The sequence below is a fragment of the Helicobacter salomonis genome (genome assembly GCF_900197775.1).
Taxonomy (GTDB): Bacteria; Campylobacterota; Campylobacteria; order Campylobacterales; family Helicobacteraceae; genus Helicobacter; species Helicobacter salomonis.
Window position 1 is genome coordinate 54523 of record NZ_FZMA01000002.1, and the last position, 25870, is coordinate 80392.

The window sequence follows — 25870 nt, forward strand, 5'->3', positions numbered from 1 at the left end:
AGGTTGATTGAAGAAAGATTACCCATGTCATTCTAGTGTTAAAAGAAGATAGGATTTAGTAATCCTCGATCTAGTATTTGAACACATGGGTAATTTCGGTAAACAGTTTATTCTGTGCGCTAAAGAGAGTGCTAAAAAGGGTATCCAGATCTTTACTAATGCCTAGCAATCGCCCTGCTTCCTGTGGCTTGAAGAAGTGAGGTTTGTTGTGCACATAGTTGAGCATTTGTGTGTAGCGGTTGAGGATGAGACGGGTATTGTTGTGCACGAACAGTTGTGTTTCCTCAGAGAGGGGGGTGGAGTAGCAAAACTCGTAGAGGCGATAACTGGAGGTATCCAATACATCTAGGCATTTGAGTGCCCTAAAAAGGGCTTCAATTGTCTTAGGGTCGGCTGTTTCGCTGCGGGCATTCTTTAAGCAGAGTCTGAAATCATTGAGTTGTTCTAAGAAAACTTTCTGCATGGCCAACATGTGTGAGTGATCGGGCTTGAGTGTAAAATTTAAGAGGTTCTTTAAGGTGGTTAAAGTGCTTTGGATATGCTGGACAAAGGTATCTTTATCATACTTGGGCCATAGGAAAAGAAAAACAGCATAGACAATACTAATCCCAATGGCAATATCAATCAGGCGTGCTGTAATCAAATCCGCAAATTGTTGCTTAAAGAGCGAGAAACAGAGCACAAAAGCGAACATGAGCGCAGCCGCCCAGGTGGTGTAGGAATAAACTTTCAGGTATATGAACAGAAAAATCGCAAGTACCAGAAAGGCATCAAAAACCCACGATTCTCCAAAAAGCCAAACTACAAGCAGTCCTGGGATAAGACCAATCCCTGTACCCTTGATAAACTCTATCTGAGTTTCTTTGATGCTTCCTAAAGAAGAACGCGACACCATTAAGGTAGCCATTGCAATCCACATGCCATGGTTAAACCCAAAGTAGCGCGCGATAAAGACGGCAATGCCCATGGCTGTGGCGTATTTAAAGGCATATTGAAAAATGGGGTTTTTAAAGTGTAGGGCATGCCAGATATGTTTAGGAGAAGGAAGGGGTGTGTTTTGTGGATTAAGAGGCATTTCCCCACCTATAAGGAAGGTATGCATTTTATTATAGATAATTTCTAAGGAGTGATACACAAGCTTGTCGACATGGGGATTTAGATGTTGCAGGGCATCCGTGCGCAGGGGGATATTTTTTTGAGCAAACATGCCGGCTAAAATCTTGAAATTCAATAGGAGTTCTTGGCGCACAGGCTCTAAAGTTTGCGTGTTAAACTGGCCATAAATGGAGTGAATAGAATGATACATTTCCTCTAAGGCGTGGAGTTGAAAGAGGCTTCGTTGCAAGTTTTGGATGGTGTGGGGGTCTTTGATCTTGCTGGATTTAGAGCTCAAAATCATCTTTGTATTTTGGATTTGCTGAAGCACTTGAGTTTTAATGAGAGCATAATCATGGGGATGATTGGCGTATTTTAACATCAATTCCATGTTGGAAAGCAGAACACCAAAACGCTTTTTGGTAAAAGTACTATACTTGGAAACGAAAATGAAATACTGCAGCACAATGCTCACTATCCCCAATAAGCTTACCATGCTTACACTTTGTGTGAGATCAATGGGCGCGTGTGCGTCTACGAACAAACAAGTTACAATGCCATTAGACAGAGCGGTATTGCAGACTTTATGCAAATCCGGGCTATAGGCCATAGACATGCCTACTAAAAAAGTAACCCCAAACATGGGTACACAGAGCCATACCCCAAAATGTGCAATGGGATAGAAAAGCAGGATATTAAAACAACTGAGTAACACAAACCCCAGCAGGTAGTGAATCTCGTGATCCTTATCACTGATGAGCACACTCAGATAGTAGATAAAAATGGCCTGAAATCCTGCCCAAATGGTCACAAATGGGGTGAAGAAAAACGCCCCCAACGCCGCACACACAAAGGTGGTGAAAGTAGCCTTAAGCGCGTAGATCAGGCTGAAATAGCCCGGATCATAGAGGTGGACGGCACGCTTGAGACTGCCTAGCACGAGTTTAGCGGGTAGTGGGTTGGATTTCTTTATTCGTGGCAAGTTCTTCACGCGCCACTTTGGCTAAGAACTCCAACAAGTTTTCAGCGGCTTGTTGGTAAGCAAGGCTGACTGGAGATTTGGAATCAAGCACGCTAATGGGCGTGCCCTTATCCCCTCCCTCTCTCACACGCATTTCTAAAGGGATGCGTGCAAGCATCTGGGTTTGATACGCCTCTAATAATGCTCCTAGATTATCTTTGCCGAAAATATCGCTGGTATGTTGGCAATGCGGGCAGACAAACCCACTCATGTTTTCAATCACACCCGCAACAGGAATGTGTAATTTGGCAAACATGTCCAAACTGCGCGCCGCGTCATCTAGGCTCACCAGTTGGGGAGTGGTAACACTAATACCCGCACTAATAGGCACGGCTTGAGCTAAAGTGAGTTGAGCATCTCCTGTTCCGGGGGGCATATCCACGATGAGAATATCGAGCTGTCCCCATAAAATATCGGTGAGCATCTGCTCGATGGCACGCATGAGCATGGGGCCCCGCCAAATCAAGCTCTGCCCTTCTTCATAGAGTAGCCCCATACTCATGGTCTTGACATTATAGGCTTCCAAGGGAATGAGCTTTTTCCCACTGGGATCGCTCATCGGGTCTACGCCCACTAGCCCCAGCATCCTAGGGATATTAGGGCCATAGACATCGGCATCTAGCAAACCAACCTTTTGCTGACGCTGAGCTAGGCTGATGGCTAAATTGACACTGGTCGTGCTCTTGCCTACCCCGCCCTTGCCCGAGCTCACCATCACCACATGTTTGATATTGGGAGCAAGATTTTTATTGCTGGTAGCTTGCTGGGGTTCTCTTTTTGGGGGGGTTTTGATGTCTAGTTGCAACGCGTTAATGCCGATCTCTTGCATTTTAGTGCGCACCTCCCTGTCTAAAGTCGCTTTGACTTCTGGGGAGCTAGAGGGGATTTCTAATAGTAGACCCAAGCGATTCTCATGCAAGGTAATATTTTTGACAAAGCCAAAGCTGACAATGTCACGCTCGAAATTGGGGTAAATGACGGTTTTTAAAGAATCTAAAACCTGATCCTGTGTGATCATATCCATCCTTTGGGGTGTGTCCCTAGTCTAACATGGGCTTGTTAGAATTTCTCTTAATGCTTGGGAGATAGGGGTGGACGCGTAGGAACTTTTGGGGGTGGAGTGGGTGTTGAGGTGGGAGTGAGGTACTGGTTTTTGATGAGCATCTGCACGATCTGCTTAAAAATGGGCGCGGCTGTTTGGCTACCATAATATTCTTCACTGCCCAAAGAACCAAAGACCACTACGCCAATACCATAAGTGTTTTGCTTGTCCTTAGCAAAGCCAAAGAAAGAACTATTATAAACATCGGTGTATTTACCCTTATTGGCTGTGCGCGCTGTGCCCGTCTTGCCCCCAATGGTGAGCCCACTTACCTGCGCGCTCTTGCCTGTGCCATGGGTTACGACCTTGATTAAGAGCTCTTGCATCTTACGCGCGCTTTCCTTGCTAATCACCTGTTTTTTAGGAGGGAAATCAGGAATATATACATCTCCATTAGAGGCATTGAAGCGTTGGGCTAAATGGGGGGTAACTAGAAAACCATCATTGGCAAAAACTCCATAAGCACGCAGGAGCTGCATAAAGGTAGTGCGCAGGCCATAGCCATAGGACACACTGCCCTTGTAGACCTCTCCATTCAGTAAACGCACGCTGGGGAGCAATCCCGTTTTTTCATAGGGTAAATCGATTCCTGTAGGCTCGCTCACCCCAAAACTTTTGAGCCCTTCATACATCTCTTGGGCACTGAGTCGTTTGGAGAGCTTGATCATGCCTATATTACTGGAGCGCACTAACACATCTTCAATCGTGGCGTTTTTGGGAGGAATGAGATCGTCTTTGATGGTATATTTGCCCAGTTTGTAAGTGCCATGGCTTAAATCGATAGGCTGGGTTGTATCGATGCGCTTTTTATCTACTAAAAGGCTGTAAACAATGGGTTTAATTGTGCTTCCGGGTTCAAAAGAGAGCTCGACCGCATCCACATTCAAAGCAGGGTAATCGCTCTTTTGAATACTATTGGGATCAAAGCGTTTTGTAGTGGCTAAGGTCAAAATTTCTCCATTTCTGGGAGAGAATACGCCTGCGATGATCTGCTGGGATTTATAGTGGGTCTTAGCTCTATCTAAGAGGCGTTCTAAATCACGCTGGATTTTTAGAGGAATACTCAGAGTGATATCAAAACCATCGACTCTAGCAATACTCTCAAAACTCTTATCTTCAATCAGATTAAAGCCAATATCGCGTTTGCCAGTGTCTTGCCCGTCGTGTTTAGCAGCAAGTCTTTTATTCCCAAATTTCTCTAACCCCTTAACCCCCTGCACCATGGTGATCTTGGAAGTGTCGATTTTTTTGACATAGCCCACCAAAGGCTCAAAATTGTCTTTGTAGAGGTAGTTTCTGGCCATTCCACTCACTTCAATACTCAAACCTACCTTGGGCATGATTTTTTTATTGGCATCTTCGTACTCTACAAAAACATTATAGGCGAGCAATTTAGCGTTGAGCTGGCGCAAGCTAGCCGCTGTGTTGGCATTGATGCTATAAGAGAGGGTAACATAGGAAGTTTGGGCGACCTTTTGGGCGATGAGATCACGAGGAATGCTGGTATAGATGGAGAGTAGATCGATAAAGAAATCCCGTTTATCCGGATCGATGGAGAGGGGATTAAAACTCACCTTAAAGAGCTTTTGGCTGCTGGCTAGACTAAAGCCATCCTGGCTATAAATGGTGCCACGCATGGCGATATTGGTCTTAGTAACCACAAAGGCAGGCATCTTTCTAGGCAGAATGGCCTTAAAAAACATCACCACTACAAAGAGCAACAAACACCCTCCCACCACGAGAAAAATGAGCAGGAGCCTTTCTGTGCGTCTAGGGTCTAGCTCTGGATTTCTAGGGTTCGGGTGGGGGAAACTCGAATTAGGCTCAGTGCTCACTCAAAAACCCCATAAGCACAAGCCACATAGGCAGATTAGATCTGTGTCCTTAAGAGTTCTTTGTAGGCACTGATCGCCTTGTTACGCACTTCTAGCATGAGCTTCATGCTGGTTTCAGCCTTGCCAATAGCGATGGCTGCTTGATGCAGGTCTTTGACCTGCCCCGTGGCCATGTCTGCGAGCGCCCTATCGGACTCCTTTTGGGTGTTGTTGAGTTCATCAATAGAATGCTTGAGCATCGCAGAGAACTCCCCCTTTTCCATTAGATTCTCATGCGCTTTTGAATCTAAAGGAGTGCTTGTCTTGCTCAACCCTATATCGGTGTATAAAGTCTTCATATTGACTCCTTGCATCGTGTTCACCTATATCGTCTCTTCTGGCGAATGTTTAAATGCGCAAAAGAGAATCTCCTTTCTTTATAAATTAAGCTTGCAGCATGCCAATGGCATTGGTTGCCATATTTTTAGTGCTCTGGAACGCCGCTACATTGGCTTGATAGGCACGCGTGGCTTCGATCAAATCCGCCATCTCCACGACCGGGTTCACATTGGGGTAGGACACATAACCATTCGCGTCCGCATCCGGATGGGTGGGGTCGTACTTGAGCAACGGGGCCTTGTCATCGCGCACAATCTTTTCAATGTAAACCCCCATAACAGGCGGATTGGGCTTTTCAATATCATTGCTCTCATCTAAGGGGTCTTCATACTCCATGAGATTATTATTCTCTGCGAGCTTCTCATTCAACACCTTGTTGAAGTCAAAGGACTTGAAGATCGCCTCTTGGCGGCGGTAAGGCCCGCCCTCATCGGTGCGGGTGGTGTTGGCGTTGGCAATGTTAGAAGAGATGAGATTGGCGCGCACTCTTTGGGCGGATAATCCATAACCGCTGATGTCAAAACTAGATAAAAACATGGGCTGTCCTCTCTTCTAATCTAAATATTCTTCGCTGCGTCAATAGCGTAATTGACGATACTCTTATGCTTCTTAAGCGCGGTGGTGAGGGCTAAGTACATGGTAGAATTCTTGCCCATCTCTGAGGTTTCAATATCAATATCCACGCTATTGCCATCATTCTTAGCCAAGTGCCCATCTCTAAAAAAGATGGTCGCCCTATTGTCCTCAACCTCCTTAGGCTCTAAGTGCCGCGGATTGGTCTCGGCAAGCTTTAGGTGCTTATCTTTTTGGTGATCGAACACTTCGGCCTTTTTATGGGCTAACATCGTCTCAAAATCTAAATCCTTAGGGCGGTAAAAAGGCGTATCCACATTGGCGATATTGCTCGCAATCAAATCCTGCCGCAAGGAGCGATAATCCATCGCCTTATACACTAGAGGATAGGCTTTAGACAAATCCATAAGAACCCTTTCTTAGAGGCTCAAAAGCAAGGAGTATTCCATAACCCTAAAAGTCAAGCCTACAAAATTTTGTATAATTATAGCATAGTTTCCAAACATATTTTCCAAAGGTCTTGGATGGTCTACCGCCGTTTATTCCTCTACGCGAGCCTGCTGATGGGCTTGAGCGTGGTGATGAGTTACTCTCTCTCCACCTACACCACTTTGCTATACCGTTACCAAGAATTCCATTTTTTTATCCGCCAAGCGGTGGCCGTGGGGGTGGGGATTGTGCTCATGTGGGGGATTTCATGGCTCAATCCGGATAAATGGTTCGTCAAACTGGGCTTCATACTTTTCTTTGGCTCGTTTTTACTCATTGTGCTGATGAATTTCTTGCCTGAGAGTATGTCCTCTAGTGCGGGAGGGGCCAAGCGCTGGATTCGTCTCCCTTTCTTTTCGCTCGCACCCACAGAATTTTTTAAAGTGGGTTTTGTATTTTTCCTCTCCTGGAGTTTATCGCGCACTTTCTTTAATCAAGAAAAGGCCAGTGTTAAAGAAGAGTTGATGATTCTCATTCCTTACTTCGTCCTATTTTTGCTAGCTGCCTTTTTTATCGGGGTGTTGCAAAACGATTTGGGGCAGGTGATCTTACTAGCCATTGTCTTAGGCTTTTTGCTCATTTTCTCCGGGGGGAGCTTTAAACTCTTTAAGATTTTTTTCACTCTCGCGCTCCTTGTCGGACTCGTGGCCATTTTCACCAGCGCACACCGCATTTTGCGCATGAAACTCTGGTGGTCTAATCTACAAAGCTCGATCCTCTCTCTCTTGCCCTCCAAGCTTGCCAACAGCCTACGCATTGACAATTTGCCCGAACCCTATCAAATCTACCACGCCACCAACGCTATCAAGCATGGGGGGTTATTGGGGCAAGGTTTGGGCGAAGGGGTGGTCAAACTGGGTTTTTTAAGCGAGGTGCATACGGACATGATCCTAGCCGGGTTGGCTGAAGAGCTAGGCTTTGTAGCGATCTTTGTATGCGTAGGATTGATGTTAGCCCTCTTGCATGGGATGTTTAAGATCACCAACCGCTTAGACAATCCCAAACACATGCTCTTTTGTTTGGGCGTGGCCTTACTCATGGGCTTTTCCTTCATTATCAACGCCTTTGGAGTGAGTGGGATCATTCCCATCAAGGGAATTGCCGTACCCTTCTTGAGTTATGGAGGAAGCTCCATCATTGCCAATGCCCTAGCCTTGGGCTTGGTGCTATGTCTCTCCAAACAGGCTAGAAGTTAGGATTGTAGTAATTGCATAAACTCCGCGCGGGTGCGCGCATCACTCTTAAAGAGCCCTTTAAGCGCGCTGGTTTTCACCACCGCTTCTTGTTTTTGCACCCCGCGCATGGCCATGCATAGGTGTTTAGCCACGCAAAATACCCCCACGCCCTTAGGCTGTAAAATCCGCTCGAAGGTGCTTGCAATCTCTTCACTCAAGCGTTCTTGAATCTGTAAACGCCTTGAGAATGCCTCCACTAATTTAGCGATCGCATCTAGCCCCACGACCCTATCTTTAGGGATATAGCCCACACTCACATGCCCAAAAAAGGGCAGCAGATGGTGTTCGCACATGCTATAGAACTCAATGTCCTTGAGCAAAACAATCCCATCGCAACGCTCGATACTAAAAGCACTCTGTAAAATTTGCTCGGGATCGCAACTGTAACCTTGCATGAGGTGACCCCAAAGGGCTTTGACTCTCTTAGGGGTGTCTTTAAGCCCCTCTCTTTGGGGGTCTTCACCTATGCATGTGCACAATGTAGCCCATAAATCCTGCTTTATACAATGCAAAGAGGATACCTAATTTGGGTGCTTATATTTTTAAAGTTCATGTACGTTCCTTTGGAGAAAATAAAACCCGCCCGGCAATTTCTTCTAAAAAGATCGTGGCATACGCCCCTTTGGGCAGAAAAAACTCTAATTTGCCTTGGGCTTCTTGGGGAAGGTAGGTAAAACGCACCTCACTAGGAAATACGAGAGCATAACGGCGATCCCCTACTGCTTTAAGAAAGTGGGCATAGGGGTATTCTAAAGACCACGCCACTTTTTGAGCATGCACGGCCTTTTGCCCGGTGAGCAGACCCGTAGGGGCGACTTCTTGGGCGATCAGGCGCGCACCATTACAGAGATCGTCATGGACAAAGTATTTTCCAAAGGGGTAATGGCAGAGCATATCCCCCTCCAGGAGCTTAAAATAATGTTCTTGATCTCGTAGGATTTTGATGGCGTTTAGGTCTAAAAAAGCAAACTCAGAATGTATTTCTTGGGGGCTGAAGTGGCGCATCAGTGTGTTTAAGCGCATGCGTGCGCTCAACCAGTGGTTAAAAAGGTGGCTTTGATAACTGGAGAGAAAAAAGGCATTGAGTTTTTTAGAGCGCGGGGCATGGTGCTTGAAATTATCCCCACTCTTGCCAAAGCGTTGCGCCCCAAAGTAGTTGGGGAAGCCGTAAGTTTGTAAAAAACTCAACACCTGCTCTATTTTCTGCGCATCCAAGGGTTTGAGCTTTTTAAGACGCATAAGGAAGTGGTTACCCTTGAGATGGCCTAAACGGATTTTGTGGCTATGGGCGGTGATCTCTAAAATTTTAATGCCGTGTTCTAGCAAAGTAGAGGCGTATTTTTCTAGGGCAGGCGCGTAAGTTTTTGGCATGGAAATGTACTGCGTGCTGATAGCTTGCTTATCTTTGAGCCCAGCATAGCCAAAGTCTGCGATTTTGCACCCGCTCACCCGGGAAAGCATAGAAAGCATCTCCCAAGTGCTTTTATCTTTTTTACGCACTTTAAGTATGGCATGCTCACCAGAACCGCTAAAGGAGTAAAGGGGTTCTTCTAGCACGCTAAAATCTCGGCTACATTTTTTAAAGTAAAAGTCTATGGGCGCGTGGGTGGAAGCGAAGAAGCGCGTGGGTACATCAAGAGGAAAAAAGGGCGATTCTAATATGTGCATTTTTTATTATAGCCATTGGAGGGCTTTAAAATCAAACTGGACTGATTTTTGCTTTATCTAGTGTATCTCTGAGATAGGATGGACCTATGGAAGTTAAAGATATACGCAACCAACCTAATCTATACGCTTTGTTGAATGCGTCGCATTTGGAACGCGGCGAGGCCCCCGTGCCTGTCAAGGAAGAGAAACAGCCCCAGGTAGTCGCTGAGGTTTCTAAAGTGGAGCGCGAGCCCAATGGCTTGAAGCGCGAGACCTATGGTTTTTTAGTGTTGGAGCTGATGAGCGACAATGAATATAGCGCGTTTTTGCGTGCTACAGCAGGCATGAATGAGAATGAAAAACGCTTGGCAGCCCAGTCGCTTTATAGTTTGACGAGTTTTTATGGTGGGCAAATTCAAGAAGATGCTAAAGCGATCGAACGCAAACTTGACGGCTTGCAAGCCATTCAAGAAAGTCAATTTAAAAAGGCGTTGGGCTTAGATCGAAATTTCGTGGATCGTTATAAAAATGCTTATGATCAGGCTTACCAAGCCCTTGATGTGATGCTCTAATCAACTATTTTTAAGCAAAATGCCTTTATAATGGGCGTTTGTCTGCGTCAAGGTAGCTCAGCTGGTTTAGAGCGCTGGTCTCATAAGCCGGAGGTCGGGGGTTCAAGTCCCCCCTTTGACACCACTCCCATTTCTCAAGAAAACCTCACTTCACTTTGTTTTTTTTTGATGACTTTGTTTGTCAGTTTGGTGCGGAATGCGTCCTAGCATGCAAGGGCTATTGACATTCTATAACTAGGAGACTCCTCCCTTTGAGTAAAATGGTTCACTCTGGGCGATACTTGTTTTCGAGTGCCTGTGCTTTTCGGGTAACTTTGGTAGCCAAGCTCTTAAAGCAGGAATGCCTGCAGACCCTGCAAAAGTACTTGCCCTGCAACAACATACTCAATGAAAACTTGATTGGATCAAAAGATAAACTTTATAATTTATCTTTTGTGTGAAAAACTTCATTCTTCAGGTCTTAGGATGTAAGCACCTGGTCATTTTAGCTGTGCTAGAATTAGCAATCCTCTCTCTGAGACAGGAAAACCTTATCCACACCGCGCGTAAAACTCCGCCCTTTAGGGCTTAAGATGTAAGTGCACTCTAAGAAAAGAAAGGCTAACCTTGCAATAGGTAAGTGAGGTTAGTGAAAACCTGATGTGGCAGAGTTGGATGCGCTCATTCTAGCCACTAAAAACTAGCACGATGACAGGTTGGCAACTAATCTCCGCCCATATCAGTGGGTCTGTAAGTCTTCTGGGTTAGGGACTAGCCTTGCGGACTATAAACAGCAAAGCCTTTCGAGTTAGTGCCAGTTAAGACGCTTTAGTTAGGAAGCTCCTTCCTTTAGGGAGGGGCAGTTCACACAGATGTATTTTGAGGAAGATTGTCGTGAATAGCGGGGTTCACATGGTCTTGTAGTCACTGGTTTTATGCGCGATCTGCTGGGCTAGCTCTTTAGACTCTTGCATGATGGCCTGCATGCTTTCTGCATTCTCCAAGGTTTTACTGGCCGAGGATTGCACAGAAATCACTTCGTTAATAATAGTCTGAGTATCCTGGACCAAATGAACAAAGCGGATATTCACCCCTTTAATGCGCTCAATGAGTTGCTCCAGATACTCTGTTGTTTGTGTGGAAGTTTCTTGGACCGAGTTGCTCAACACATTGGCTTTTTCAATGCGTGTAGCCTGTTGGTTCATTTTTTGACTCACATCATCGACATTTTGTATGATGCTAGAGAGGGTCGTGTTCACTTCTGTGAGAGCGTGTTGTGTACGCGCCGCTAGATTGCTCACCTCATCAGCCACGACGGCAAAACCCCTCCCATGCTCACCTGCTCTAGCAGCTTCAATGGCAGCATTCAGCGCTAATAAATTGGTCTGCTTGGCGATCTTATCGATGCTTTCCAAAATATCTTTAGCACTATTGGTGTTCTGGCTCAGGGCTTCAATTTGGGTAATCAGAGCTCTCTCATTGGCAACATCCTCCACGATAGCATTACACAGCGTGGTTACACTCGCCTTGCTCTGCTCAAGTAGGTTCAAAGCCTTACCTAATTCGCCTGCCACGCCTTCAACATCGCCATTCATCTCTGCTAAATTAGAGGAAAGTTGAACACCCTCATCCCTGACTTGGGTAATGACTCGGGCGGTTTGTTGGATTGCCTCTGTAGTGTGTAACATGGCATTTTCCAGGTATAAAGCAGATTCTCGACTTTGGTTACTGCAGTGTTTGATCTCATTATTAAACGCACAAACATGCTCTAAAAAGCTGTTGATGTGGTTAGCAGTCAAGCTAATTTCATCTTGAGCGCGTCCTTTGATGTGGATGCGTGCGGTGAGGTCCTTTTGACTGCTAGCAAAATTGCGCACCACTCCCACTAATGTTTCTAGGCGTTTGACAATCCAAAAATGATTGAGGACAAAGGCAATGAGAATAATTCCCAGTGTGATCGCTAGAGTAGAGTATAAGAGATTGCGAAAATTATGATCGGCTAAAATATAGGCTTGCTCTTCTGCCTTTTCCATTGTCTTGTAGATAGCACTCACATAGCTCACGGCCACTACGATCAAATCGCTTATTGGGTCGTGGTAGGCATAGCTCACACAATCCTCTGTCTTGATTTCAGGGGCGGGGCGTTTAAGATGACAGCGGTAAAATCCACCTTTAGGATCGCGCAAGGCGCGTTCTGTAAATTCTTTGAAATAATAATCTCCCCGTACGCCCTTGAAGTCCAACACCTTTTTGCCTATTAACTCTGGGTGCATGCTATCAGTAATAAGAGTGCCATCTTTTTCCAGCGCAACAATGTAAAGCCGTCCTTTAGCTGCGTTGATCTTGTTAAAGTAGGTAGCACTCATGTGTAGGGCCACTTCCCTAGAATTGTGTTTAAAATACTCTGCCAAACCAGAAGTGGCAATAAAAACATTGTATTTAATGCCCGATTCACGCTTTACCAGCGCATTGGAATTAAAGGCCCCCAAAGTCTTTTTAAAGCTTGCTCGTTCCATATAGTTGCTTAAAAAAGCCGTTGCCAGTCCTAATGTGCACAAAGACCCAAGGACAATAAGTATGATTTTCCAGCGTAGATTTAAAGACATGACTCCTCCTTTATGAGGCTACAAAAACACGCACGCGTCTAAACGCACAAGTACACACACGCACCCAACACGCATGCCATCACATTAGAGCACTCTTAATCTAAGACATTTTGTTTGGGCAAACACAGCGCACAAATGAGTGCAATCCCCATTACTACGGCTACATAGACAAAAAAACCATTTTCCATATGGGCACTTTTGAATTGTAGGGCTATGTAGGGAGCCGTGCCCCCAAAAACAGCGTTAGCAATCGCAAAGCTAAATCCCGTACCCAGTGCGCGCACATGTTGGGGGAAGAGTTGGGCTTTGACAATCCCTGAAACGGAAGTATAAAAACTTAAAATAGCAAACAAGCACAACACCAAGCCAAAAGCCACACTGGGGTGGCTCGCATAATGTGCCATGCCCTGGAACAGAGGGTAAATCCCTATAAGGGCCAAGAGAGCATAAAGAACGATAGAGCGTCTAAAAGTGATTCTATCGCCCACATATCCAAAGAGGGGCTGCATACACATCAGAACCACTAGAGCGACCAAAAAGAGATCATTCACTCCCACCTTGGGCATACCTGCATTTTCTAAAAAAGTTTTGGCGTAAGTGGTGATCGTGTAAAAGCCTAGCGAACCTCCCGCCGTGATACCCGCCACCAACACACAGGAACGCCAATGGGGACCAAGTGCTCTGAGTGTGCCGCGTCGCTCGTGTTCTTCCAAATTGCTGGAACTTTCTTCCATAAATCTGCGCGCCACAAGCGAGCCCAGAGCCAGCAAGCCTCCTAAAACAAAGAGAAAACGCCAAGCAAAGGCACTCATCTGCGCCACACCAAAGATAGCCAGCAACACCGCAATGCTTGCCACCGCTAAAAACTGCCCCCCAATCAGGGTAACATACTGGAAAGAGCCATAAAACCCGCGCCTCCCCTTTGCAGATAATTCGGCTAGATAAGTCGCCACAATTCCATATTCTCCTCCTACACTTAGGCCTTGAATAAGTCTAGCCACCAAGAGAAAGAAAATCGCAAAATCTCCCACAAGCTCTTTGCTAGGAAGGCTAGCAATCATAAAAGAACCCAAAGCCATCACGATGACAGAAATAACCATCGAGTGCTTACGCCCGATTTTATCAGCTAAAGCCCCAAAAATCCACGATCCTAAGGGGCGCGCTAAAAACCCCGCTGCAAAGACTCCAAAGACACTGATTTGCTGCACAATGGGATTGCTAGAAGTGCTAAATTCATGCGCAAAGTAAGTGGCGCTGAAAGCGTAGATGTAAAAATCAAACCACTCGACCAAATTTCCACTCGTCGCAGCGATGATAGATCGTTTGCGCGCGCGTCCTAGCGTTTCCATACTTTGGACAACCCCTTAGCAATTAGACTAGGTTTTTGTTTTTTGGCAAAACGGCGCAGGGTTGCCAAAAAATGATGCCATTCATGGATTTCCATCGCTGGGATCGCTCCGGCGTAATTGGTGTGCGGGGGTAAATCCTTGCCCACTGCCCCCTTGCCTCCAATTTGAGTAAATTCCCCAATGTGCATGTGTCCCCCCGTGCCTACTTGTCCACCCAAGACCACATTGCGCCCCATAGTCGTAGAGCCAGAAAGCCCCACTTGTGCCACAATGATGGAATGTTCCCCTAGCACGCAATTATGTCCAACTTGCACCAAATTATCAATCTTTACGCCCTCTTTAATGTGAGTAATCCCAAAAACTGCACGATCAATGGTCGTGTTTGCTCCGATTTCGACATGGTCATCAATTTGCACGATACCGGTATGCTCGATCTTAACATGCTCCCCTTGCTCTGTGTGGGCGTAACCAAAACCATCACTGCCAATCACACTATTGGCGTGAATGTACACATGGTTGCCAATTAAGGTGTTTTGATAAATAGTAACATTGGGGTAAATCTTGCACTGCGCACCGATCTTGACCCCATCGCCCACCACTACATTAGCCATGAGTACACTCCCCTCACCCACTTCCACCCCCTCACCCAAGACCACCCCGGGCATCAAAACCACACCCTCACCCAGTTTGGGAGGGTGGGGGTTAATAGGACGCGCGAAGATATTTGCTTTAAACGCGTCTGAAACCCGCGCAAAGGCCAAATGAGGATTAGAGGTGATAAGGGGACAAGAAGTGGAGGGAATTTTGCTCGCATGCTCAGCACGGATAAAAATCGCGCCCGCCTGTGTGTCTTTAACTTTTTTCAGGTAGGATTTTTGGTCTACATAGCTTAGGTGGTTGGGGGTGGCATTCTCCAAAGGAGCAATCCCTGCTACCTCAAAATCTCGAAAATTGGGGGGCAAAGCGATGTCTAGTTGGTAGTGTTCTAGCAACGCACTGAGTGTCATACAAACTCCTTTGTGGCAGAAATAGCAACCATTTTGGCCAAGGCATGGGGGTCTAAGCTCGCTTTACCAACCAAAACCCCATCCACTACATCTAAATTCAAAATCTCTTCTACATTATCTAATTGCACACTCCCGCCATAGATAATGAGGGGGTTGGGTTTGAGTTTTTGGCGCAAATTTTCTAAAGTATGCGCGATCGCACTGCTCGTTGCACTCACTCCCGTACCAATTGCCCAAATGGGTTCGTAAGCGATAATGAGCTTAGGATATTCTAAATCAATACCTTGTAATTGTCCTAAGAGATGTTGAAGAAGCGCGTCTTCCCCCTCTTCTCTTTGTGGCAAACTCTCACCGATACAAAAGACGATCTGAAACCCATGTTGGGCAAAAAACTCGAACTTCTTTACACAGAACACATCGCTCTCATTTAAGAGCAAGCGCCGCTCACTATGCCCGATCAACACGCTCTTAATTTGCCTCTGCTGCAGGGCTTGTAAGGTGATTTCTCCGCTAAACGCTCCCTCAAGTGCTGGGTAAGCGTTTTGCGCGCCCAAGCTAAAGTGCGCGTAGGCAGACTGGAGTGCGCCCAACTCAATCAGGGGAGGAAAAATGCCCACATAGGGGGCGGTTGTGGGCTTGAGTAGATTTTCCAAAGTTTCTAAATAAATTCTCAGATCTAAAGTGTAAGACTTAAGATTGGCTAAAACATATTTCACGACTGACTCCACAAGTAAACTCAAATGATCTTAGCAAAAGATGGCAATCTTAGCAAAAGATGGCAAAGATAACCCAAAAAGTATGATAATTTCGCTATCATTTTAGGAAAATTTTGAATAAGGGAGCGGTATGCAGCAAGAGGAGATCATAGAGGGCTACTACGGGGTTAGCACCGAGCGCAAGAAGAGTGGGGCCTATGCTAAATTGGACTTTTGGCAGAGTGCAACAGGCTTGATTTTGGCGCTGTTCATGATTGCGCACATGTTCTTTGTGAGTAGCATTTTGATCAGCGATCGTGCTATGTATGCAGTAACCAAGTTTTTCGAGGGGAGCTTGTTTATCAAGGCGGGCGAGCCTGCCATTGTGAGTGCGGTGGCTGCCGGGGTAATTGTGATCTTGGTCGTGCACGCTTTTTTGGCACTAAGGAAGTTCCCCATCAACTATCGTCAATACAAAATTTTCAAAACCCATAAACATTTGATGAAACATGGCGACACCACCCTATGGTTTGTGCAGGTAGGCACGGGTTTTGCGATGTTTTTTTTAGCCAGTGTGCACCTATTTGTTATGCTCACCGCTCCCCATAGCATTGGGCCACACGCTTCCTCTTATCGCTTTGTGAGTCAACATTTCTGGTTACTCTATATTTTCTTACTCTTTGCAGTGGAGTTGCATGGCTCCATTGGGCTCTATAGATTGGCGATCAAATGGGGTTGGTTCAAAAATCTAGGTATCGATGGCTTGAGAAAGGCTAAGTGGAGCATGAGCGTGTTTTTCATCGTTTTGGGTCTACTCACTTATGGGGCTTATGTCAAAAAAGGACTTAGCCAAAAAAGTCAGGGCATCAATAGTATGCAACAAGCAATCCAGCTAGACGAACAACTGCATAAGGAAGGAAAAGAATGAATATAGTGTATTGCGATGCGTTGGTGGTGGGTGGCGGTTTGGCGGGTTTGCGCGCCAGCATTGCGTGCAAACAAAAGGGATTGCACACCATCGTGTTAAGCCTAGTGCCTGTAAGGCGTTCCCACTCGGCTGCCGCACAAGGGGGCATGCAGGCTAGTTTGGGCAATGCTAAGATGAGTGAAGGGGATAATGAAGACCTGCATTTTTTGGACACGGTGAAGGGGAGCGACTGGGGTTGCGATCAGCAAGTGGCTAGAATGTTTGTGACCACCGCCCCCAAAGCCATTAGAGAGCTAGCTAGCTGGGGGGTGCCTTGGACGCGTATTAAAAAAGGGGATCGCAAGGCCGTGATCAATGGCGAGCATGTTACCATCACGGAAAGAGAGGATCGGCACGGCTATATCCAAAGCCGCGACTTTGGGGGTACTAAAAAGTGGCGCACTTGTTTTACGGCCGATGCTACCGGGCATACCATGCTCTATGCGGTGGCTAATGAAGCCTTGCACCACCAAGTGGATATTCAGGATCGCAAAGAGGTTTTAACTCTGATCCACCATGAGGGCGTGTGCTATGGAGCTGTGGTGCGCGATCTCATCACCGGGGAATTGAGCGCCTATGTGTCTAAGGGCACGCTTTTAGCTACGGGGGGTTATGGGCGGGTCTATAAGCACACGACAAATGCGGTGATTTGCGATGGCGCAGGGATTGCCAGCGCGCTAGAAACGGGGGTAGCTAAACTGGGCAACATGGAAGCGGTGCAATTCCACCCTACAGCCTTAGTGCCCAGCGGGATTTTGATGACAGAGGGGTGTCGGGGCGATGGGGGGATTTTGCGCGATAAATTTGGGCGGCGTTTCATGCCTGCTTATGAACCCGAAAAGAAAGAATTAGCTAGTCGGGATGTGGTGAGTCGGCGCATTTTGGAGCACATTAAAAAGGGCTATGGCGCGCCCTCACCTTATGGCGATCATGTGTGGTTGGACATTGCTATTTTAGGTCGCGAGCATGTAGAAAAAAATCTTAGAGATGTGCACGACATCGCCCATACTTTTGCAGGCATTGATGCAGCAGATGATGGTATAGAGAGCGACACAAACTTGAAAGACATGCCCAAAGATGAGCCTGAATTTGGCGAGGGTGCGCCCAAACAAAAGGGCTGGGTGCCTATCAAGCCCATGCAACACTACTCTATGGGGGGACTACGCACTAATTACAAGGGAGAGAGTCATCTAAAGGGGCTCTTTTGTGCGGGCGAGGCGGCGTGTTGGGATTTGCACGGGTTTAACCGCCTAGGGGGTAACTCTGTGAGCGAGGCGGTGGTTGCTGGGATGATCATCGGGGATTACTTCGCCCAGCACTGCGCACAAGCGAGCATCGACATCAACACCCAGATCGCCCAAAGTTTCATCAAGCGCACAGAAGAGCATTTGCAAGGTCTCTTGCACAATGAGGGCAAGGAAGATGTGTATGTGATTAGAGAGCGCATGCGCGAGATCATGGACGAAAAAGTGGGGGTCTTTAGAGAGGGTGCGATCCTAGAGGAGGCCGTGCATGAATTAGAGGAACTCTATAAGCGCGCCCAGCACATCCATGTGAAAAACAAGAAAACCCATAACAACCCCGAGCTAGAAGACGCTTACCGCACCCAAAAAATGCTCAAGCTAGCGCTGTGCATTGCCAAAGGCGCGCTGGATCGCACAGAGAGCCGTGGGGCGCACACGCGCATCGATCACCCCAAAAGAGATGATGCCAACTGGTTAAAACGCACTCTAGCCAGTTGGGAAGACCCCGCCCAAACTTTACCCACCCTAACCTATGAGGACCTAGATATTATGACCATGGAGATTAGCCCTGATTTTAGGGGGTATGGGGCTAAGGGCAATTTCATTCCCCACCCACTCAAAGAAGAGCGCGATGCGCAGATTGCCAAAATTACAGAAGAGATCAAGGCACGCGGGGGGGATCGCTATGCCTTGCAAGAAGCCCTCATGCCCTTTGATTTACAGCCCCAGTACAAAGCCCGCAACATTAGACTAGGAGATCTATAATGAGTCGCACCATTACCATTAAAGCCCTAAAATTTGACCCCCAAAGCGCGGTGTCTAAACCCCATTTTAAAGAGTATCAGTTACAAGAAATCCCCTCGATGACTCTTTTTATCGCGTTGGGCATCATCCGCGAAACTTTAGACCCCGATCTGAGTTTTGATTTTGTCTGCCGTGCGGGGATTTGTGGGAGCTGTGCGATGATGGTCAATGGCCGCCCCCGCTTGGCATGCAAAACCTTAACTTCTAGTTTTCAAGAGGACACGATCACGCTCATGCCCATGCCCTCTTTTCCCTTGATTAAGGATTTGAGTGTGAATACAGGTGAGTGGTTTTTTAGCATGACCAAGCGTGTGGAGAGTTGGGCACACCACCGCAAGGAAGTGGATATTACCCAGCCTGAGGAGCGTATCGACCCGGATGAAGCCCAAGAGGTGTTTGAGCTGGATCGTTGCATTGAATGTGGGTGCTGTATCGCTGCGTGTGGAACGAAGCTGATGCGCGAGAACTTTATTGGCGCAGCGGGGCTAAACCGCGCGATGCGCTTTTTGATTGACTCCCATGACGAACGCAGTGATGAGGATTTTTACGAATTGGTGGGCGATGACGATGGGATTTTTGGGTGCATGAGCTTGATTGGTTGCCATGACACCTGCCCTAAAGAAATCCCTTTGCAGGATAGTTTGGCGCAGTTGCGCAACCGCATGGTGAAGGTGGGGAGAGCGCGCTAGGGAGTTTTGCGCTAACATTAACCTGACCCTTGCGTTTTTGCTTTTATTGCCTGATATGGTTAGGGGCGGTCTTGCTAGCTGGGTGCACCATTATCCGCCAGCAAGGTCCTTACCCCCTCTCTGGGCTAGAACACTACAACCCTCTACAAACCCCCATCGCCGCTGTCTATGCGAAAGAATTAGCCCAAAAACCCACCCAGAGTTTGGGGTTCCTCCTTCAAGAAGGCGATCAGGCACTCTTGCAACGCATTGCGCTCATTCGCATGGCGACCCATAACATAGACATTCAGACTTACCTTTACAAGAACGATATCTCCTCTCGAGTGATGATGTTTGAACTCTATAGAGCAGCTGATCGGGGGGTGAAGGTGCGACTCTTGATCGATGATAATGGTTTGGATTCAGACATGTCAGACATCATTATGCTAGACACCCATCCCAATATTGAGGTTAAAATCTTTAATCCCTACCGTGTGCGCAATAGGGTCCTACGCGTTTTTGAGATGCTAGCCGACTACGATCGGATCAAAAAGCGCATGCATAATAAACTTTTCATTGTAGATAATATCGCTTTGGTAATCGGGGGGCGTAATATTGCTGATGTGTACTTTGATAATGATCTGGAAGGAAATTTTTTAGACATAGACGCGCTTTTTTTAGGACCAGTGAGTTTGCAAGCTAAACAAAACTTTTTACAATATTGGAATTTTCCTAACTCCATTCCCGCCCACCTACTCCCCAGCCATGCTAAATTAAAAAAATACGCCAAGACCTATCAGAATCGCCTCTCAAAGATTCTCTATCCACCCGACCGACACACCCATTATGAAGAACATGTCTTGGAATTTATGCGCGCCTTCGCTTGCAAAAAGCAGATTGCCTATCAAGGCATCGCTTCTTTCATTGCCGATAGCCCTGATAAAATTAACATGCCAAATCCACGCTCGCCCATCAAACAGGCCCTTAACGCCATTTTAGCACATACCACTAACTCGCTCTACATTGCCTCCTCCTACCTCGTACCCGGGCGCGCACTTTTAAAACTCTTCACACAGAAATTACAAGAAGGCTTAGAGCTCAATATTTTAACTAATTCGCTTGCCTCTACCGATGCTATCGTGGTGTATGGAGCATGGGAGCGCTATGCCAAAAAATTAGTTGATGCGGGAGCAAATGTCTATGAAACCAAGAGTGATCTCTCAAAGTATGCACACTACACCCCCAAGGGACTTAAATTTAAAATCAGAGGACGGTTTAAAAATTCTTTGCATAGCAAAACTCTCATTTTTGATGGGCATAAAACTTGGATTGGAAGTTTCAATTTAGACGCGCGCTCAGCAAGCATTAACACCGAATCGGTGGTGGTTTTTGAAAACAAGGATTTCGCCCTCTATTTACAAGGAATGATGCAAGAGCAGATGAAAGAGAGTTGGCATTTATTAGTGGTTAAACACATGTTGCACCAAAAACTCATTTGGGAGGGCGTTGAAAATGGGCATGTCATTCTCTGTGACAAGCCCCCCAATACCTCCGCCTTTTTACGCTTCATCAAAGACTGGTCTAAGATATTGCCCGAAAGCGAACTGTGATCTAGACATTGACAAGGGGGGTTTTGTCAACATACGCGGCATTTAAACGAGTGATTGTGCCCCCTAAGCTAGAATTTATTAAATCCATCTACAATAGTGCCTCTCATTTTCTATGGAGGACCCTATGTTCCGGTCCTATTGACTTTTTTGAGGTGGGGATAGCTCCCAACCTCTTTTCCATTGTTTTTATTGTTAGTTAGGAAGCTCCTCCCTTTAGGGAGGAGCGGTTCACAGAGCAATCTCTCTAAGGCACCTGCCGGTCTCGTGACTTGCACCCAAACTACGATAGAATATGGTGTTGATATAAGTTTAAGAGGTTGTTTATGTTTGCCAAGTTGGAAATTGGAACTAAAATTGTCTTGGGGGTGTGTTTTGTAGTGGTTTTGGGCATTACGGGATTGGGTTTAATGATTGGTAAGCAGGTCAAGGATGTAACTCGAATCCATACCATTGAAACTCTGCGTGCCAATACGGAAGAGGTATCTGCGCGCCTTGAAAGAGTGATGAATCGTACCTTTTCTCAGCTCAGCCTCTTGGAATTGGACTTAAGCACTCTTGATTTAGGTCGTGATTTGCCAGAAGAAGAAAAATTGATCCGCCGCTTCCTTAGCACGAGCACTGATGTCAAAATTGTGAGTATTGCGCCCATAGAAGATACCGAATATTCTCTCTTAATCCAGAAATCCCCAAATGGTATGGAAATTTCTAAGGAGTCTCCACTCTATAATCCTCAGATATATGCAGAAGTGAAGCAAACCATGCGCTTTGTGAAAAGCAGCCCCTACGCAAGAAATATTGGGGGAGTTTCTACCTTTGGCTTTGACTTGGGCATCCCACTTACTACAGGGGAACATGAGAGAGCAAGATTAGTGGGTGTGATGGTCGTTTTTGTGGACATCGATAGCTTTGCTGACATTGTGTTACGCAGCAAGCAAGACACTTTTGCGATCCAGCAGAATGGGTATTTATTGCTCGCAATTGATAAGAAAAACCAGGGTAAACTTTTAAGCGAAATCAATCCCGATCCTTCAGTTAACAATCTACTGCAAATGACGCAAAAGAATCTTTCAGGCGTGGTGGATTACCACTCTATTAGTAATAAAAAAGATGGTTTTTTGGTGGTGAAGTCTTTTGATATTTTTAGTAAAATTGGTCCTGATGATTTCAAATTTAATTGGGCTCTAGCTAGATTTGTGAGCAAGGATGAAGTGTTTGTAGCAGCCCACCGCATACAAAGCTTGATATTGATCATAGGAAGCATTGTTATCGTAATTCTCATTATTGCCGTGTATTTTCTGGTCCGTTATTTGATAGGCAGTCGCATCGGAGTGGTTTCTGAAACCTTGGATAGTTTTTTCAAACTCCTCAATGATCCTAAAAGTACGCATAACATTCACATTGTGGAAACAAAAATATTGGATGAGATTGGGCGCATGCAGCAATCGATCAACCAAAATATCTTAAAAATCAATGAAAACACTAAACTAGACAATGCCACCATTGACAACATGCTCAATGTGGTGAGCCATATCAAGGAGGGGAATTTCACTCAGAAAATCACAGCTTCTCCTAATAATCCCGACCTCCTGCAACTCAAAGAACTCTTTAACGATGTGGTAGTCTATTTACAACAGGGAATCGGGCTGTATATCACCACCATCAATGATGCCTTTAAGCGCTACCAAGACCTAGATTTTACTCAAGGGATTTCAAACCCTACCGGAGACATGGAAAAATCAGTGGACGCTCTAGGATCAGAAATTAAAAAAATGTTACAAACCTCTTTAACCTTTGCGAGTGCGCTCACTAAAGAATCCTGCGGATTAAAGACCTGTATTAAAGACCTTACAGAAAGCGCCAACCAACAGAATCAAAGCCTGATCGCCACTTCCCAATCCATTCATGACATCACGGCCAGTATTCAAGAGATCAGCACGCAGAGTGAAGCGATGATTGCCCAAGGGCAGGACATTAAAAATATTGTAGAAATCATCAAGGACATTGCCGATCAAACTAATTTACTTGCCCTCAATGCCGCTATTGAAGCCGCACGCGCAGGTGAGCATGGGCGAGGCTTTGCCGTCGTGGCTGATGAAGTGCGTAAACTTGCTGAGCGCACCCAAAGGTCTTTGGGTGAGATTGAGAGCAATATTAATACGCTTACCCAAAGTATCGGAGATACAAGCGAGGCTATTAAAGCACAAGCCCAGAATGTGGAAAGTATCAACACCATTTTAGACACATTTAAAAAGGACACGGCGCGTAATTTAGAGATTGCACACACTTCTTCGGAAGTAGGTAGTAATATTGATCGCATTTCCTCGGATATTTTAGAAGATGCCAACAAGAAAAAATTCTAGGTATTTGCTATTTTGTGGGTCTTGTGCACTACAAACCCGCCCCAGCTAACAAGGTTTTTGGGGCACTTGATTGTCAGCCCCTATGGGTACGCATGCCTGCATGTCTATCATTAGCACTGCTATGCCCATACCGACTTGCAGGATACGCTTAGTTCCTAAACTGCCTTCCTATGGTCTATTCACCTAGAAAGTATAGACAAGGTTGACATACCATACATAGCGTCTGATCTCGCTCACTTCTTCTGCTTTCATCTTCTGAGGGATCATGGGAAACTTGATTCCTGTTTGAATGGCTATATGTTCCTTGAAACGGATTCGGCCACCCGCATTAAAGAGGAACTGAAAACCGGTATGAGAAAAGCCATTGCCAGTGTAGGTCCAGGTGTTGCCTGCTAGTTGGATACCTCCTATCAGACCAAAGGCAAAGGGCTGAGTTGCAATGAGATTGACAATCGCATCTGCGGCCCCACCATAGGCGTAAAGATTTTGGGGATCCCATGGCTTTTCCTGGCCATAGAAGTGCCACACAATCACTTCTTCTACATTCTGTATTATTTGGTGGACAGGATGATGGGGCTAAAAACTGTAACTTAATTCTTGCATATTCTTATAAATAGTTATCAATATTTTATAATTTTTTAAGTTTGATTTGCCTAACATGGGGTATGGATAAAAACAAATTGTTATCAGTCAGTCAAGCAAGCAAAGTCTTAGGGGTAACAGCACAAACACTCCGTAATTGGGACAATCATGGGATTTTAAAACCAGATGTTTACACACAAGGAGGTGCACGGAGGTATAGTTTAGAGAGTTTGCGGGGGATCAAAAAAGAATTTGTGTTTTGTAACGATAACCGCAAAACCATCGCCTATGCCCGTGTTTCTAGTGCCGACCAAAAAGAAGGCTTAATTAGACAAGTGCAGATTTTAGAGTTGTATTGCTCTAAGTTAGGCTTTAACTACGAAGTGATCCAAGATTTAGGTTCTGGGATGAACTATTACAAAAAGGGTTTAACTAAACTTCTTAACCTGATCCTAGAAAATCAAGTTAAAAGACTTGTTTTAACCCATAAGGACCGCTTATTGCGTTTTGGAGCGGAGCTAGTGTTTGCCATTTGCGAGGCTAAAGGCGTGGAGGTGATTATCATCAATCAAGGCGATGAAAATGTCCGCTTTGAGGAGGAACTCGCTAAAGATGTGTTGGAAATCATTACCGTGTTTTCTGCTCGGTTATATGGTGCACGCTCACGCAAAAATAAAAAGTTGCTAAACGAGATACAATGTGTGGTAGAAAACAATGTTTGCCCTAACCCACAAGATTGAACTACAGCCTAACAACAAAGCCCAAACCCATTTTAAAAAGGCTTTTGGGTGTGCTAGACTTGCCTATAATTGGGGCTTGGCTAAGTGGAGAGAAAACTACAAAAACGGCATTAAATCTAACCACTTTGCCCTAAAGAAAGAATTTAACGCTTGCAAAAAAGAGAAGTTTCCCTTTGTCTATGAAGTTACCAAATACGCTACAGCACAGCCCTTTAACCACTTAAATCTAGCTTTTCAAAAGTTCTTTAAAGATTTAAAACAGGGCAAGGTCAGTTACCCCAAATTCAAAAAGAAAAGAGAATATCAAGGGAGTTTTTACATTGGGGGCGACCAAATTAAGGTTATTCAAGGTGGCACAAAGGATTATTTAAAAATCCCTAATTTGCCTAAAATCAAAATGACCGAGAAGCTACGACTTAGAGGTAAAATCAATGGGGCGACCATTACACAAAGAGGCTCTAAGTTTTTTGTTTCAATCCAAATGGATACCACACAAGAGGAGTTCAACTACACACACAAGCCCATAGTAAATAACCACACTCTAGGCATTGACACCGGCATTAAAGCGTTTGCTAGTCTATCTAATGGCTTACAGATACAAGCACCCAAGCCCTTAAATAGGCTGACAAGGCGGCTAAAAAGACTTAGTCGGCAAGTTTCTAGGAAAAGCAAGCATTCTGCTTGCCTCCCGAAAACCAAAGGAAGGGAGCAGAATGCTCCCCATACTAGAAAATCCGCCAATTACCTTAAAGCTGTCTTACGCCTAAACCGCCTACATACACGCATTGCAAACACCCGCAATGACTTTTTACACAAACTCAGCACCGCTCTTATAAGGCACGCCAAGACCCTTTGCTTAGAGAGCTTGAAAGTCAAAAACATGCTTAAAAACTCTAGGCTATCCAAAGCTCTAAGTGATGTGAGTATCTGCGCCTTTAACACGCTTTTAGAGTATAAGGCGAAATATTATGGGCGAGAGATAAAACGGGTGGATACCTTTTACCCTAGTTCTAAGACTTGTTCTAGCTGTGGCAATGTCAAAAGTGATTTAAGCTTAAGCGATAGAGTGTATCAGTGCGGGGCGTGCGGTGTGGTAGTGGATAGAGATTTTAACGCTAGTATTAATCTAGTCAAGCATTTAGTAAGTGGAGTTCCCACTGAATTTACGCCTGCGGACATGACGGCTCTGTTAGATGACTTGGCAACAAATCGCCTAGCAACCAGCATGGTGGAAACAGGAACACAGCATGATCCTTGAGATTTATAGGTTTTTATAAGTTTTAGGGTTTTTTATAAGTCTGTGAGAGCGGCA

General features: G+C 45.6%; 21 protein-coding genes, 1 tRNA gene and 1 pseudogene. 10 read left to right on the forward strand and 13 right to left on the reverse strand.

Features of this window, described 5'->3' with window-relative positions; translation table 11 throughout:
* Positions 1-70: 70 nt before the first annotated feature.
* From C6H04_RS00645 to flgB, 6 genes and pseudogenes are all read right to left on the reverse strand, one after another.
* Entirely contained in the window at positions 71-2086 is a 2016-nt protein-coding gene (locus C6H04_RS00645) for an FUSC family protein (protein ID WP_233709702.1), read from the reverse strand.
* Positions 2040-3143, reverse strand: a pseudogene (locus C6H04_RS00650) (Mrp/NBP35 family ATP-binding protein); the annotation flags it as partial. The gene C6H04_RS00645 and the pseudogene C6H04_RS00650, both read right to left, overlap by 47 nt.
* 44 nt (positions 3144-3187) lie before the next feature.
* Entirely contained in the window at positions 3188-5053 is a 1866-nt protein-coding gene (locus C6H04_RS00655) for a peptidoglycan D,D-transpeptidase FtsI family protein (RefSeq protein ID WP_104732042.1), read from the reverse strand.
* Between the two features lie 35 nt (positions 5054-5088).
* Positions 5089-5391, reverse strand: coding sequence for a flagellar hook-basal body complex protein FliE (gene fliE, locus C6H04_RS00660; protein ID WP_104695167.1), 303 nt, complete (start codon positions 5389-5391; stop codon positions 5089-5091).
* A gap of 85 nt (positions 5392-5476) precedes the next feature.
* Entirely contained in the window at positions 5477-5968 is a 492-nt protein-coding gene (gene flgC, locus C6H04_RS00665) for a flagellar basal body rod protein FlgC (protein WP_104695166.1), read from the reverse strand.
* A gap of 20 nt (positions 5969-5988) precedes the next feature.
* Positions 5989-6411 (reverse strand): flagellar basal body rod protein FlgB, encoded by a 423-nt coding sequence (flgB, locus tag C6H04_RS00670; protein WP_104695165.1) that lies wholly within the window; start codon positions 6409-6411, stop codon positions 5989-5991.
* A 117-nt stretch (positions 6412-6528) separates the two neighbouring features.
* Between flgB and C6H04_RS00675 the strand changes: the two genes are divergently transcribed.
* Positions 6529-7689 (forward strand): FtsW/RodA/SpoVE family cell cycle protein, encoded by a 1161-nt coding sequence (locus tag C6H04_RS00675; protein WP_104695164.1) that lies wholly within the window; start codon positions 6529-6531, stop codon positions 7687-7689.
* Here C6H04_RS00675 and folE read toward each other — a convergent pair.
* Both folE and truD read right to left on the reverse strand, forming a co-directional pair.
* Positions 7686-8207, reverse strand: coding sequence for a GTP cyclohydrolase I FolE (folE, locus tag C6H04_RS00680; RefSeq protein ID WP_199767061.1), 522 nt, complete (start codon positions 8205-8207; stop codon positions 7686-7688). The genes C6H04_RS00675 and folE overlap by 4 nt on opposite strands.
* Positions 8208-8277: 70 nt before the next feature.
* On the reverse strand, positions 8278-9396 hold the full coding sequence (truD, locus tag C6H04_RS00685) for a tRNA pseudouridine(13) synthase TruD (protein ID WP_199767062.1): 1119 nt from the start codon (positions 9394-9396) through the stop codon (positions 8278-8280).
* Positions 9397-9482: 86 nt separating this feature from the next.
* Here truD and C6H04_RS00690 point away from each other — a divergent pair, with 86 nt between their 5' ends.
* Positions 9483-9947 (forward strand): HP1233 family protein, encoded by a 465-nt coding sequence (locus C6H04_RS00690; RefSeq protein ID WP_104732043.1) that lies wholly within the window; start codon positions 9483-9485, stop codon positions 9945-9947.
* A gap of 46 nt (positions 9948-9993) precedes the next feature.
* A tRNA-Met gene (locus tag C6H04_RS00695) sits at positions 9994-10071 on the forward strand.
* 763 nt (positions 10072-10834) lie between these two features.
* Here the strand turns inward: C6H04_RS00695 and C6H04_RS00700 are convergent.
* The 4 genes from C6H04_RS00700 to C6H04_RS00715 form a co-directional block, all read right to left on the reverse strand.
* Positions 10835-12442, reverse strand: coding sequence for a methyl-accepting chemotaxis protein (locus C6H04_RS00700; RefSeq protein WP_233711797.1), 1608 nt, complete (start codon positions 12440-12442; stop codon positions 10835-10837).
* Between the two features lie 185 nt (positions 12443-12627).
* Entirely contained in the window at positions 12628-13881 is a 1254-nt protein-coding gene (locus C6H04_RS00705) for an MFS transporter (RefSeq protein WP_104732045.1), read from the reverse strand.
* Positions 13869-14888: a UDP-3-O-(3-hydroxymyristoyl)glucosamine N-acyltransferase gene (gene lpxD / locus C6H04_RS00710; RefSeq protein WP_104694978.1), complete on the reverse strand. Its 1020-nt coding sequence runs from the start codon at positions 14886-14888 to the stop codon at positions 13869-13871. The genes C6H04_RS00705 and lpxD overlap by 13 nt, the downstream gene beginning before the upstream one ends.
* Positions 14885-15604 (reverse strand): triose-phosphate isomerase, encoded by a 720-nt coding sequence (locus C6H04_RS00715; RefSeq protein ID WP_104694979.1) that lies wholly within the window; start codon positions 15602-15604, stop codon positions 14885-14887. Before C6H04_RS00715 ends, lpxD begins: the two co-directional genes overlap by 4 nt.
* Before the next feature lie 130 nt (positions 15605-15734).
* Between C6H04_RS00715 and C6H04_RS00720 the strand changes: the two genes are divergently transcribed.
* From C6H04_RS00720 to C6H04_RS00740, 5 genes are all read left to right on the forward strand, one after another.
* On the forward strand, positions 15735-16511 hold the full coding sequence (locus C6H04_RS00720; protein ID WP_104732046.1) for a fumarate reductase cytochrome b subunit: 777 nt from the start codon (positions 15735-15737) through the stop codon (positions 16509-16511).
* A complete protein-coding gene (locus C6H04_RS00725; protein WP_104732047.1) occupies positions 16508-18559 on the forward strand; it encodes a fumarate reductase flavoprotein subunit in 2052 nt (683 codons plus the stop codon). The genes C6H04_RS00720 and C6H04_RS00725 overlap by 4 nt, the downstream gene beginning before the upstream one ends.
* On the forward strand, positions 18559-19287 hold the full coding sequence (locus C6H04_RS00730) for a fumarate reductase iron-sulfur subunit (RefSeq protein WP_104694981.1): 729 nt from the start codon (positions 18559-18561) through the stop codon (positions 19285-19287). The genes C6H04_RS00725 and C6H04_RS00730 overlap by 1 nt, the downstream gene beginning before the upstream one ends.
* Positions 19288-19337: 50 nt before the next feature.
* A complete protein-coding gene (locus C6H04_RS00735; RefSeq protein ID WP_438940235.1) occupies positions 19338-20876 on the forward strand; it encodes a phospholipase D family protein in 1539 nt (512 codons plus the stop codon).
* A gap of 323 nt (positions 20877-21199) precedes the next feature.
* Complete coding sequence (locus C6H04_RS00740) at positions 21200-23236, forward strand: methyl-accepting chemotaxis protein (protein WP_104732049.1); 2037 nt, start codon at positions 21200-21202, stop codon at positions 23234-23236.
* A 183-nt stretch (positions 23237-23419) separates the two neighbouring features.
* Here C6H04_RS00740 and C6H04_RS00745 read toward each other — a convergent pair whose 3' ends face one another.
* Positions 23420-23764, reverse strand: coding sequence for an outer membrane beta-barrel protein (locus C6H04_RS00745; RefSeq protein ID WP_233711799.1), 345 nt, complete (start codon positions 23762-23764; stop codon positions 23420-23422).
* A 137-nt stretch (positions 23765-23901) separates the two neighbouring features.
* Between C6H04_RS00745 and C6H04_RS00750 the strand changes: the two genes are divergently transcribed.
* Together C6H04_RS00750 and C6H04_RS00755 are read left to right on the forward strand one after the other, a co-directional pair.
* The gene (locus tag C6H04_RS00750) at positions 23902-24558 is read left to right on the forward strand and encodes an IS607 family transposase (RefSeq protein WP_104732051.1); all 657 of its coding nucleotides are present in this window, start codon (positions 23902-23904) and stop codon (positions 24556-24558) included.
* Positions 24533-25816, forward strand: coding sequence for an RNA-guided endonuclease InsQ/TnpB family protein (locus C6H04_RS00755; protein WP_104732052.1), 1284 nt, complete (start codon positions 24533-24535; stop codon positions 25814-25816). The genes C6H04_RS00750 and C6H04_RS00755 overlap by 26 nt, the downstream gene beginning before the upstream one ends.
* Positions 25817-25870 lie beyond the last annotated feature (54 nt).